The sequence below is a fragment of the Paenibacillus lutimineralis genome (assembly GCF_003991425.1).
Taxonomy (GTDB): domain Bacteria; phylum Bacillota; class Bacilli; order Paenibacillales; family Paenibacillaceae; genus Fontibacillus; species Fontibacillus lutimineralis.
In genome coordinates this window covers 1,071,220-1,084,813 of sequence record NZ_CP034346.1, presented here as the reverse complement: position 1 = coordinate 1,084,813, position 13,594 = coordinate 1,071,220, and the positions used below count along the sequence as shown (strand labels likewise).

General features: G+C 45.9%; 9 protein-coding genes. All 9 read right to left on the bottom strand.

Annotated features, from left to right (window positions below):
* Positions 1-25 precede the first annotated feature (25 nt).
* Positions 26-595: an SF0329 family protein gene (locus EI981_RS04560; protein ID WP_126995854.1), complete on the bottom strand. Its 570-nt coding sequence runs from the start codon at positions 593-595 to the stop codon at positions 26-28.
* Positions 596-939: 344 nt separating this feature from the next.
* The gene (locus tag EI981_RS04555; protein ID WP_127004356.1) at positions 940-1,860 is read right to left on the bottom strand and encodes a DUF7638 domain-containing protein; all 921 of its coding nucleotides are present in this window, start codon (positions 1,858-1,860) and stop codon (positions 940-942) included.
* 51 nt (positions 1,861-1,911) lie between these two features.
* Positions 1,912-2,694: an immunity 51 family protein gene (locus EI981_RS04550; RefSeq protein WP_126995852.1), complete on the bottom strand. Its 783-nt coding sequence runs from the start codon at positions 2,692-2,694 to the stop codon at positions 1,912-1,914.
* 517 nt (positions 2,695-3,211) lie between these two features.
* Positions 3,212-3,982 (bottom strand): ABC transporter permease, encoded by a 771-nt coding sequence (locus EI981_RS04545; protein ID WP_126995850.1) that lies wholly within the window; start codon positions 3,980-3,982, stop codon positions 3,212-3,214.
* Positions 3,983-3,992: 10 nt separating this feature from the next.
* The gene (locus EI981_RS04540) at positions 3,993-4,784 is read right to left on the bottom strand and encodes an ABC transporter permease (RefSeq protein ID WP_126995848.1); all 792 of its coding nucleotides are present in this window, start codon (positions 4,782-4,784) and stop codon (positions 3,993-3,995) included.
* Positions 4,781-5,506 (bottom strand): ABC transporter ATP-binding protein, encoded by a 726-nt coding sequence (locus tag EI981_RS04535; RefSeq protein ID WP_126995846.1) that lies wholly within the window; start codon positions 5,504-5,506, stop codon positions 4,781-4,783. Before EI981_RS04535 ends, EI981_RS04540 begins: the two co-directional genes overlap by 4 nt.
* Before the next feature lie 323 nt (positions 5,507-5,829).
* Positions 5,830-6,606: a class B sortase gene (locus EI981_RS04530; protein WP_126995844.1), complete on the bottom strand. Its 777-nt coding sequence runs from the start codon at positions 6,604-6,606 to the stop codon at positions 5,830-5,832.
* A gap of 19 nt (positions 6,607-6,625) precedes the next feature.
* The gene (locus EI981_RS04525; RefSeq protein WP_227011868.1) at positions 6,626-13,072 is read right to left on the bottom strand and encodes a DUF7601 domain-containing protein; all 6,447 of its coding nucleotides are present in this window, start codon (positions 13,070-13,072) and stop codon (positions 6,626-6,628) included.
* Positions 13,023-13,154: a hypothetical protein gene (locus EI981_RS30185; RefSeq protein WP_227011867.1), complete on the bottom strand. Its 132-nt coding sequence runs from the start codon at positions 13,152-13,154 to the stop codon at positions 13,023-13,025. Before EI981_RS30185 ends, EI981_RS04525 begins: the two co-directional genes overlap by 50 nt.
* Positions 13,155-13,594: the final 440 nt, after the last annotated feature.

Here is a 13,594-nt window from a genome sequence, read left to right as displayed (position 1 = left end):
GTGACCCGTCAATGCAAGTTCATTTTCAGAACGTACTGCGTCGTAGTTCATAAAAATACTGCACAATGGGATGCTTTAACTTCATCTTCTCAGCCATGTTTAAAATTCGCTTTTTGCCAACTCGTCTATCCACTAAAGCTAAAATATTCAATAAGATATCATTACTCTCCAAGCTTTCATCTATAGAAATCGATAAAAACGTAGTAGCTACTACGACAAAATTGGATTTACTTAATGCGGTCTGTGCTGACAAAAGCTCTTTTGCAAGTTCTGAAATTTTTCTGCTTCTTGCAATGACTTTAAGACGATCCTCGGGAACGGTCCCCTTGGTATCCTCTCTGATCGCTTCAATTTCATCATGGTTGATAGGAATTTGGATATCCGGATCATTCTTAATTTCCTGCTCCGTCTGATACCATCGGATTGAGCCAGTTGTATCGCTCATATTAAGTACGTTCTTTTTATCTACGGCAAGATAACAAATTCCGGATTTATCAGGTAGATAACGATAACCGGTTGCCCGGTATTCGACCCTTCCATTTAACGCAGGAGAGAGAAAGCTCTCCAGTTGTTGCTTTAATTTGCTCCAGGACATGTATCCTCCTATGTTCTCTAAGCCTGATTACCAGTATTTCGCGGCAGTTTTATGGCAATGACACCTATAGTGCCAGGCTGGTTTGATTTGAAATAACCAAATTTCTAGAGTTAAAGTATTGCCCTTGGGTGAAGGTCTATCATACCATAATTTTGGCCATAACCCGATAGCTGAATCAGCACATCGTCCACGCGGTTCAGAATCGGAAATTGCTGTTAGTGCCCGAGATCGCATGTGCTTCAGTCAAGGGCCCCCCCTACAGTCCCGATATGTTGAAAATCATTACCGATTCCATAAACGCAAATAGACCGCCCTCTGACAGAGGATTGCGGTCTATTATTCGACTAGACTTCTCTTTTGTCTTCTGGATAATAAATGATTCTTATATAATCGGCATCTTTACTATCCATGTCGCCTAAATACATTCTTTCATGCTCTGGAATAAGTTCGTACAGTTCTTTAAGCTTCTCCCTTGCATAATCAGAGGGATATTCAAGATAACTATAATAGGCTTCCCTGCATTTTTCTAATGATGTTTTCTTTCCATTCAGTTTCGAATGAATATCCAAAAGTTCCTTATATTTTTCTTCAGGATCAGTATAGTATATGGCTTTTCCAAGCGTAACCTCTGCAAAATCATCAATAATAATCTTTGTGGGTGTCTTAAATTCCGTTAAAAACGTACCATCATGAAACATTTCTTGAACTTCTTCGATTTCATAATCCAGCTCGCGTCCTGAATGATACACTTTCACGCACCCGTCTTGATAAACCACTAGATTCGCTAAATAGCAGCAACTCTCATGCCTCATGAAGATTGGGAAACCGTTCCCGTTAACTGTTTGATAAAATAATTCGCTTTTCACATAAAAATCCTTGGCTTCCGGCGAATAAGATATTCTCCGCTGTTCCAATAACTTTTTTTCTTCTTCTGAAATGGTGTATATATTACTCAAATTAGGATTAAGGCGCTCAATCGTTTCCTTTATGTACTCATAATAACTGTTCTTATTATAATTCCACGAGCCAGTTATAATTTCGTATTCTCCTAACCCATGAATGGATATATTTTCTCCATGAGGGATGCTTGGCACAAGCCAACCAATTTCAAGTTTTTCTTTTAAGCCTTCCAAATCCACTAATTCCCAACAATTAATCATTCCATCTTCGTATACATCAAGATTAATGTAGAAGTACTGCATGTTATTGATAATGCCTGGAATTCGAGTACCCTCTACAGTCTTTTGCCTGCTAATTTTATGAATAGCAAACACCACCAATCATTGTCAATTTAGCCCATACATTTTGCCCTTGAATCAATCCAATTCAGCGCGGGAGAATAAATCCCTGATTACGGCGTCATCCTCGCAAGCATCTTTAAACCCAATCGCAAATTTTTGCAAAGCCTCTCTATGGTCTGAATAAGCGCAGAACATATCGGCTTCCGGGTCAAAATGTACGCTATCTTCTAGATGAGGCATTTTTTCCACAAGAAAGACCACTGCCAAGGATTCCCAATCGTAACCATTGCCTTCAAATCCCTCGTCAGCCCGTGTCTGAAAAACCTCATCTTTATAAACACCAACATTCAAAATCATGGACACATTGCCGCTATCATGCTCTATGAACTGAAACGGTTTGATTCTTTCTTTAAAATTGTTGAGTTCATTCGCCAGAGTATCATTCTTCACTGAAGCAATTGCATTTGGTTGCACAGCCATCGAATTCTCCTGAGGGTTTGTTATGATGTCAATCTCGTGGCGGCTCCATTTCAAAAGCATCTCAGCATCTTCATCCTCGGGATCCAGTTTATTCGCCATTTCGAATGCGTTTACTGCATCCTCATATTGTGATAGGGAGTAGTAGGCATAACCAACACGAAAATGCCAAAGAGGGTCATGCTCGCCTTCTGTTTTGATCGTCCAAAGCTGCTGCAATGCTTCTTCGTAACGGTCCAGATTGTTTAATGCTCTCGCCAAATGGCTGACTACATCGTAATCTCTTTCCTGTTCGGGAATTTCTGCGATTTTGCCTACTATTTTTTCAAATTCATCATTGTCATGCCAAAGTGTTAACTGTTCCAACAGATTTTTTTCCATAGCACTACCTCCTTAGTTTCAAAAGCCTCATAATGTCAGAAACACCAGCGTCACCCGAGTCCGCGGGCTTATTGTCTGATACGAATTGCTTAATAGATAGTCAAGTTCCCTGTCTCTATTCTGAACCATCTCCATACTCAAATCCAGTAGAATTCGTTAGCGGGCCCATGCCGCCCAGCATTGTGTCTAAAGACTTTTTAACATGTATGAAGCCAGGGAACCAGTGGATCGCGGAAAATCGATCTTCCAATGCGTATGTACAAAACAAGCACGGTATTTCCCCTGATAACGATATCGATAATTCGATACAGAAGACGCCAAGGAAAAAAGTCCCTTGGCGTTCTTTTTAGATGTTTTATGTTACATCCCTCACCAACAAAGCCACCGTTCCACATGAACCATCCACAAAAACATATCCACTGGCCTTTTTTCCACCGTACGAATCCTTCATCCTTCAGCACACGTGTCTTTTAACCCTTAGAACACCTGCTTTGCCTGTCATGATACGATATTAGAATCAAACCATTTTTCTCTGCCACTTCACAAAGCTTATGAGCGCGCAAACGATAAGTGTCCCTAGCGAATAAATCCAAAACTGCGGGTAACCTTCTGGTCTTAGTGTCAGTAATAATTTCTGAAAAGGATCTGCTAAAATAACTAAATTAACCGCAATTTTGAAATATAGAAGAAAAGAGAGTATAAAAATGGTGACAAAGGATATAAGAGGTCTTGAAATAAATAAACAAACCGCACTACAGAACATTAATTTAGATATACTTACAAGAGCAAACAATACATAAAAATTAAAATTGTATAAAATAGCTTTAGATACGTGAACGGATTCATTTGAACCATACAATGTCATCATATCCGCTCTAGGAAATAGTAACCATGAAGCTGCCATAACTAAAATAAATGTAAATCCGATTAACATTATCGTTGTAGCAGCCAAAGCCAATAGCTTGCTTAGCCAAATCTGATACCGAGGGAATGGACGCAACACATATAACCGGTAAGCTCCAGAATGGATCTCGCCACTTAACTGATTTACGTAAATTACGGGTAGTACAACAAGGGTGAGTAGCAAAGAGATCCCGTCCATCATATACCAAGGCACAGTAAGACTGTTAAGCTCAATTTTACCTTCACCAAATCGGAGGGTTCCTGAACCGTTTAGTACCCCTCCCCATATATTGGCTGCTAATAAAGCTATAAAAATGAAATATAGAATCAGCATTGATTTACTTTTCCATATTCGTTCCATTTCACTGACCCATGCTCCAAACATATGCTACCTCCTAATATAAATAATCATCTATCACAAATCGACGATAGGCAGACCATACGAAAACAAACATATAAAACACCAGAATTATAGCCATCGCTGAAATGGAGTGAATATTCCCATTTAGTGCAGAATAGAGACCTGTATGTTGCATGTACGGAATTAAAGCGTAAGCCACCAATTCATGTATAAGTGATCCACTTTCGAATAAATTCGCAAAATATAAATACAGTCCGTCAAATAACAATGTTACTAGAACATAACCCACGCAAAGACCCAGCATAAAGCTCACATTCTTGCTAATAAGCGCCATATAAGAAAAGAGGCATGATATTCCCATCAAAGTTAAATAGGCCATGAAATAATACGGAGCAATAATTTTTATTGTAAGTACTAAAGAAATCTGATTCTCACCTTCATGTGGAAATTGAACAAGCCCTATAATACTTAACGAAATTGCCATTACAATCAATAAAACCACGATCATAATATTAATCACTATTAATTTACTAAAAAAAATATTAGCTCTGGAGTACGAACGTAAAAACAAAAGCCGTAACTGGCCTCCACGATATTCCTCTGTAAATACAGCACCAACAATAGCAGCAACTGCTATATTACACATCAAATATAAATTCACTTGAAGACCTTCAACCATAAACAAGCCAGCGGATATCACATTAGAGCTATCAAGGAGATAGTTCCCTGCAACATAAGCAAGTATTGGTGTGCATACAAGCAAACACCATATCCATTTATTTTTCAACAAACGTTCCAGCTCACTTAATGTTAATGCATTCATCATTGGACCAACTCCAAAAAGGCATCCTCGAGTCTTTGACCTTCCTTAACTATATCTTCCTTTGGTCCCTTCAAAATTATTGAGCCTTCACGAATTATAATAAGTTCATCACACATTTGCTGCAGTTCATCAAGCAGATGACTGGAAATAAAAAAGGCCAGATTTTCGGACTCTCTCAATTTAAATATAATATCCCTAAGTTCTCTCATTCCTATAGGATCAAGTCCATTAGAAGGTTCATCAAGCAACAACAGTTTGGGACTACCGAGCATAGACTGAGCAATTCCTAGTCTTTGTTTCATCCCTAAAGAATATGTTCGTACTTTATCGTCACCTCTTTTTTCCAGACCTACTGTTGTTAACAACTTTTCAATATGTTCTTCCCTTTGGTTTGACTTTATTGTTGGATGAAGTCGGGATAAATTCCGCAGCACCTGTCTACCAGTCATATACTCGAAAAATACTGGTGATTCTATAATAGCTCCAACTCTTGCGATTGCTTGCTGACGTTGAGTTTTTACGCTGTACGAATCAATCCGAACCTCCCCACTTGTCGGTTGAATCAATCCAGTCATGATACGCATCACTGTTGTTTTGCCAGCTCCATTAGGTCCTATAAAGCCATATATCTTTCCTTGTTCCAATTGAAATGAAGATTCATGAATAATTGGTCTCTTACCGATGTTCTTCGTGATCTGCTTTACTTCCATAATAATATTTGTCACATTGATACCTCTCTTCCTTAATTATACAATGAAGAAAAAGTCTGGTTAGTCAATCTCAACATATTATAAATGTGAAATCTAAAGAAAAAATAAAGAACATTGATTATGCGGCAATTCATTCTATAACTTATGCTTACCTTTCGGATCGTTTATCGTACCCAATAAAAATAACCGCCCCTTAGCAAAAGGAATGGAGAAATTAAAAGCCATTATAATTGGGGCTTAAATATTTCCACAGAAAAAGCTATATCTATAAAAAAATCGCGCCCTCCAGAGGAGGACGCGATATGAAGCAGCTTGTTTCCCGTGTTTCCCCATTGCCATTAACGCTTTCGAGCGACCACCGCTAACCGGCCGTTTTCGGTCGAGTACTCGCATGTGGAAAGTACAATAAGCTTGTCGCCATACTGGGCTGTTACCCCCGTATCATAAAGAGCAAGTTTTTTGATGTTCTGAACATACGAATCGAATTCGGCGGGCGTATTTATATTTTCAATCTGGTAGTATTTAAAAACGTCGTCCGATTTGCGATAAACCTCTGAGAGGATAACAGAAACAATCTCATACTCTTCCTTTTCATAAAGCGAGCTGAACTGGAACGTAGCATGCTCTTTATAAAAACTTTCGTTCTTATACTTCATTAAGTCTTTAAACATCCAGCCGCTTTTCATGTGATGTCCGTGAATCAGCAAAATGTCCGAACCGTTGGCCCGGCTATGCGCGTCTAAAAAGGGGAGACCCCCTTTGTTTTCCTTTTTATCGAAATCATGATTGAGATAGTACTCCGCATCCTGAGGATTCTGCATAACCGGATACTCAATTCGGGTGCCGTCAATCTTTAGCCAACCGACGATGTCGGAGTTCCTCTCGTAAAGCTCTCGAAATTCGGGAAGCAAGACCGGCTCATTCCCCTTATTGAACAAAAGGGAGGGGAATGCATCCCCTCCGCCTTTGTCCGACTCTTCCTCCCAAGCTATTGCCAGCTCTTCGATTTTCTTCTGCTCAGCATAATCCCGCAGGAGAGTTCTCGCAACACTGACGAGAGAAAATACCAACACAAGGAAGGAAACGGCGATAAGAATTTTTTTAGTTTTGCTCATTTTCTTACCGCCTTTCCAGTCACTGGATGTGCCTTTTCTTCTTGTTACCGAGTAGACAGAACCCGATCGTCATCAAGGACATCAGCGCTAAAGCCATATAGAAGATTGGCGATACGCTGTTGTCTCCGGTTTTCGGAGCATCGTCCAGCTCGTTGTTGCCGTTGCCGGTTCCATTGTTGCCATTGTTGCTGTTGTTGCCGTTGTTTCCGTTGTTGCCGTTGTTTCCGTTGTTACCGTTGCCGGTTCCGTTGTTACCGTTGCCGGTTCCGTTGTTACCGTTGCCGGTTCCGTTGTTACCGTTGCCGGTTCCGTTGTTACCGTTGCCGGTTCCGTTGTTGCCGTTGTCGGTTCCATTGTTACTGTTGCCGGTTCCATTGTTACCGTTGCCGGTTCCATTGTTACCGTTGCCGGTTCCGTTGTTACCGTTGCCGGTTCCATTGTTACCGTTGCCGGTTCCGTTGTTACCGTTGCCGGTTCCATTGTTACCGTTGCCGGTTCCATTGTTACCGTTGTCGGTTCCGTTGTTGCCGTTGCCAGATCCAGGATTACCAGGTTCGGGGCTGACGGGTCCAGTCTCTCCGCCGCCGGAACTTACTGGCTTCAACTGTACATCATAGCGTACGATGTCGCTTCCGACCGAGATGATTGGGCTCTTATACGTCTCATACCCGGCTTTCGTTACAACCAGATAGTAATCCGTGTCCGGGAACACCATAAACGCATATGCTCCGTTAACGTCACTGTTCTGGCTTGGGCTGGCATTATCGTTCGGAGCAAAGCCAGGAATCGGAGGTAACTTTACTTCCGTGCCATCTTTATAATACAGCGTTACTTTAGCTCCCTCGATGACTGCTCCAGTCTTTGCGTCCGTAATGATGCCATACGGGTCAATGAGCTCCTGGGAAATATTCAGTTCACCGTCCGCTCCCACGTTCAGCGCTACATCCCGAATGAGCGTCAGTTCTTTGCCCGGTGCAACTTCATAACGCACTTCCATCGTATACGTTCCCGTGATCAAGCCCCCCGCTGCGAAGGTGCCGTTCTCTTCCAGAGGGAACGCTTTGGGCTTGCCGTTCTCCTCAATATAGTCCCCTTTGGCATCCTTCAAATAGATGCGCGCTTTGGTGGTAAAGGCAGGGTTAAGGAACGCACTTTGTCCATTGGACTGCTTGAAGAGCACAATTCCAACAGCCGTAATTTCAGCCGGAATCAGTTCGCCACCTTTTACATCGCTGTCAACTTCTGCTTTTTGCGTGAAAGTGATCGACTCATCAAGGCCATTTACTTTGATCTTTTTCGTGAAGCTGATCGTATAGTCGCCGCCATACGGTACTGGGAAGAAGTATGCGCCAACGTCATCGGTCGTGATCGTGTGCTTCTCGCCAGTCGCCTCGTTGGTGATTACAAGGGGCGCATTCGGAATCACTTCGCCTGTTGTGTTGTCCCGCAGTACCCCGGTGATAGCCGCTGGTACGGCGGTTACCTTCGTGGTGGCAGTCAGTTTTCCTTCCGTCAGACTGTCCACCTTGGCGGTGATGAAGTGATTCTCAGTCGTTGTAGTTTCCAGCTTCGGTGGTGTGTAAGGAATAATCGCCTTACCTTGCGCATCGGTCGTTGCCTTTACTTCCGAGTTATCCGGTAGTGTAAAGACAATCTCCGCACCCACAACCGGTTCCCCTTTATAATCTGTCAACGTTGCCGTCAACTGCGAAGGCGTCGTACCGTTGCCGGGAACGACCTCAGGATCTGCCGTCAGTGTCAGATTGCCAGGGAGATACCTCACATTGACGAATCGCGCCTCGGTGATTTCCTTCTCTATGATCGTGCCGCTATGCTTCCGATTCACCGGGTTGACGGAGTAATCCTCACCCGAATAATCGGTTTGGGTGAGGATATATCTGTCACCGCTCGGAATGCCTTCAATGGCGACAGTTTCCCCATGCTTAAGGGTAATCTTGTCGTTGGATTTAATCGTTCCCTCCGTGCCGTCCGACTTCGTATAGGTATAGGCCTCATCTGAAGCGGCATCCGGGAATTCGACAGTAAACTCAAATTTCTTATTCTTGTCCGCCCCGCTGCCTTCGACCGTCTCCCCGATTAGCAGGCCGCCGTACACCATCCGCGTGTTGACGACCTCCTCTTTTTGGTCGCCTCCATCGGTAATGACGCCAGTCGTTTGCCAGTCCGGCCAAGTCGTCGTGTAGCCTTCGGCCGTATAATTGGTCTCGGTGACGGTGTAGTTCGTATCCTTAGGAATTCCATCGATAACAGCGGTCTCCCCATGCATAAGGATGATCGTGCCGCCGGACTTGATCGTTCTCTTCGTACCGTCCGACTTCGTATAGTCATACTCTCCGCTTGCACCTGCGCCTTCGAAGGTGATGGTGAACTCAAAATCCTTATTCGGGTTCCCGCCGTTGCCAGCTACCTTTTGCCCGATAGTCAGCTTACCGGGGAGGTACTTGGCGTTGACGAACTTCGCTTCGACTGTTTCATGCGCCACGATGCTACTGGTACGCGTCCGATCCGCAGGATCGGTAGTGTAGCCCTCGCCTGTGGAATCCTTCTGTACGATAGAGTATGTGATGCCATCCGGGATATCCTTGATGGTGATGGACTGGCCACCTTTCAGCTTAATTGTTCCGCCACTGTCCACCTTGCCGTTGACGGAGCCGGAATAGTCATAAGACTTGCCGTTACTGAAGGTAATTGTATATTCAAAGTCCTTGTCCGAGTCTGCCCCATTCCCCTTTATCGCCGTGTCCAGCTTCAAATTGCCAGTCTCCCACACAGGGGTTGGCACAGTCAGCGGATTGTTCGAATCCACTTTCTGTCCGTCAACGAGAACAGGCTTGCCCGGCGCATCGATGACACGTACTCGGTATACCGTAGTCGTAGGCAAGTAAGTGTCGGGATCAATATACGTCTGCTTGAGCAAATAATCCCCCGGCACCTGAATAATGAAACTCGTCTTGCCGTCCGAACCCGTAATCTTTTCCCCCATGACTTCGCCATCTTTATCCTCGGCCGGTGTACCATTAGGGTTGAACAACTCGAACTTTACGTCCTTCAGTGGTGTTTCGCCATCGGGACCAACCTTCTTGAGGAAGAGCAGGCCGTTTTCATTGGCACTTCCCGCCACATCGTTCGCGTCCAGCGTAATATTGCTCTGCGCTCCGATCGGTGGAAGTGTATCGTCGCCCATCAGCTTGATGGAGTTCCCGGCCGTTCCCGGCTGCATCCCCTGGGATTCGGTCTGGTACACGATCTGATAGAGCTTGTTCGGGTCGGCAAAGTCAAACCTGAGCGTCGATCCCCCGGTTGCCTTGTCTGTGCCTGAGGTGACCTTCACTTCACTATTCGGATCCGCAAGATTTAGCGGCTGTCCGACTCGTAGCAAAGTGCCATCCCCTTTCATCTCCCCGGAATAGACAGCAATGTCAGAAGGTGCGAGGGAAAGATTACCCTTTTCATCTTCGCGTAGCTTAAGCCCCTTGGCAAGCGTATCCAGCAAATAGACGCCTTGCTTCATCTCGAACGGAGGCGTGTAATTCACCGTCCATTCCTGCACACCGGAAACCGGCTTTTTCACCGTCTTGCTCAGAGACTGCACAGGAACAATGATTCTGTGCTTTTCGGTGGCGCTATAAGGCTTGTCTCCCCATTTCATGGAGAATTCAGCCTCATTCTCGCCGATCGGATTATTACCTATTTGGTAGGTCGCCATCTTGGCATTGGTCGGACGCGCCTTCACCAGAATGACGTAGGGGCTCTCCAGCTTGGAGAAGGTGAAGGTGCCAACATTGCCATCTTTGGTAAATTTTACCACATGATTGGGATCGTTCGGCTTAATGATCGCAGCTGCTTGTGCGTATTGGCCATAACCACCTCCACTTTGTCTTCCCAATTCAGAGTTTGTATTATAGCCCGTAACACCTGTATAAAGTCGATAGGCTTCGCCCGGAGCATAATCCACAAATTCCCAGCCTTCAGGCAGCGTATCTACCAGCTTAATGTCGCTGGCAACGCGGGCACCGCCGTCCTTGGCCATCTCCTCCGTCTTGAAGCCCGGCATGTTCACCGCCAGCCGGAAAGTGACTGTTTGATCCTTGCGGTCATAGCCTGCCAGGATGTATTTGTCCTCACGGGAGTTGTCCATATACCAGTTCGGATCATTGACGACTATTGGCCGCGTCCACGTGCTGGTGCCCCAATTGCTATATCCTCGGTTCCAATCGGCGGCTATATTTCCTAGCGCGTTACCGTCCTCATCAACCGCACTCGCGTACAACATCTCCTTGTTCAGCATCCGCACCCGGTTCTTGACGGTGGCATCGGCGAGCCCCTCATAGCTGTCGCCATCGAAGAACAAGCCGCGGTTGCTCGAATTGCTCCAACTGCCGTTAATATCCTGACGGAACAGGTTGTCCGGGTTGGTCGTGACGGATTCGAAGGATACATCCCCCTTCACTCCTCCTTTAAACCCGGTCACCTTGATAAGATCCGCTACCCGCTCGCCATTCACCGTCAAGTGAATGACCTCACCAATCAGCCCATTGCTCACGTTCAGCGAGCCCTCGCGGTATTTTTGCCAAAGCTGCTTGGTGTCGATTTTGCTCTTAATAGCAGCTAAAGTTTCCGACGTTACCTTGAATTTGGGATCCACATCATCCACATCATTCAACACGTCGAGAGAATCGCCGTGAACGAGCAAATCATAGACGATTGGATTATCCAGGTCGTACTGAAGCGTCAGACCAATCGCCCAATTGGTGCCGGCGACGCTGTTCAGTGGGTATGCGAGGTTTGTGTGTGTCTCGGTCCCTTTTCCGAAGGCATGTGCACCAATGGTCACCTTAGTGGTAGCCGTTACGCCATTAGGAGCCGTTCCGGTTGCATCGTTATTCCAGTCGATGCCCTGCGGATTCGCCAGCTTCCAGTTGGCGCGTGGAACGTTGGTAAATTCACTTTTACCGGTGTCAGTCACCTTGGAGACAATGGTCAACTGAACAGGTCCGTCCGTATCCCCAATGCTGAAAACATTGTTTACGGGTGTAATCGTCCCTTTGTCAACGCCATTCACCGTATAGGTGGCGGATAAGAATTCCGTCCCCGCAGGCAGCACGTCAGTGATGGTGACCTCCTTCAGCCCGGCTACTGGAGTATCGCTGCGGTGATAGTTTCTCTGGTTCACCGTAATCGTCCATGTAATCAGGCGGTTCCCGTTCGAGTCCTTCGGGCCTACAGCGCCCGATTGCTGAATCCAGTCGGGGGTTAGCGCCGCCATTGCACCGTGTGGTCCCGCCAGCGGGGTAGTTCCATCTTCCGCAAACAGCGTTGCACTGGTGTTAGCTGCCACATAAGCGCTGGTACTATTTACAAGGCCTCCGTTAATACCGTCGAATTCATTGTACCATTTGCTCTTGGGAATCCACGTTTTGAAGTCGAGATACGCGGCGCTGTCACCGAAGCCATCAGGGAGCGTATAGGTTAGCGTCCCGTTGACCGGATCAATAATCGGCTCTCCCGCACCCGGCACTTCAACGGGCGCCGTCACCTGTTTGATATTACCGCTAGCGTCCACGGTCGTCTTCGCCTTGTAAAGCTTGAAAGAACCGGCCACGTACGGCCCGGCATCCTTCAAAGTATCGACAACGGTTAACTTGTCCAGCTTCATCTGAATGGTCGGGTCATCCTTGTCATTGGAAGCTACGATGACTCGCCATGCAACGGCTCCTTCCCGAAAGGCATCACCGCTGATCCAGCTGTAGTAGTTCTTGCTTGTAGTGTCCGTCCAGATACGGTACATCGGCACTAACGAAGAGTTGGTAAATTTGAACTCATCTCCGAAAATGGTCATGTTCCCGCCGCCGCCAGGGCTCTGATCCGCCGCCTTGGCATTAGCGGAAAAGCCGATTTTGACGCTGTTTTTACTGCCGTCATATACCCCTGCGCCATCAAACGTAATTTTGATGGAATCGGCAAAAAACTGGACGGTAGCAATTTTCAGACTACCCTGATTGATCGGCATAGGACCTGCAGGTGTCAAATTCACATCAGGGAAGTGGGTCGCCTTGTCCAGGATGGCATAATCCCCCTGCTGAATTACTGTTTCGGGCGGAGCATTGGGATAGTCGCCCTGAGTCGGCACGGCGATATCAGCCAGCGCAAGGGTAAAGTTGTCCCGGCCGTTAATCTCGCCGCCTGCCGGAATCACCGTCGCAGAATCACCCTGCTTCACCGTAAGATTGAACCTCGGATTGGCGTTCACCAGCACCGCCGTTTTATCCGTCGCGGCTGCCGCCATCATTAAGAAATTGTTCGGCGCATCGTACACCGCCTCTGTTACCGATGGTTCATCCGCATTCGGCGAGCCAGATTCGCTAACGGCTTCGGTCCTGGAATCGCCTGGCGAACTATCCGCGTATGCAGCGGGAGAGAGCGCCACCGTCTGCAATACAAGCATAATTGCCAGACAGAAAGATAGTACAGCTTTGCCTATACTGCGTTTTTGTTTCATTACAACATCTCCTCCATTCCCGAAGTATTTGTCGATTACAAGATCATCTGCCCGATATAACAAGCGAATAGATATATGTATTTGCTTGATCCCAGCGGCCCTTTACATCATCGAAATCTTGCGGAATTCTAGATGACCAGGTAAGCGCCGTGGCATGCAGGCCATTTGATCATGCTTAGTAACTCCCTCCTTTCCTTCGACTTTCCTCGCCTGTTCTTGCTGTAAAACGACATAATACGCCAAGCTTACGCAGCGTACCCCACATTATATTTCAGCGAACTATACAAAAACTAGACAACCACTAGACAATAAAGAGTACGAAAATCATCCATTCTGAATCGTTAGGAAGCGACTACTTCGGCGCAAATAAAATGTGGCATTCGGAGTCCCATTTAGGTCAGTTTACAAGGAACTCACGCAGACAGTGACGCGGGCTGCTGACAACAAACGACGATATGCTCCGGGAAA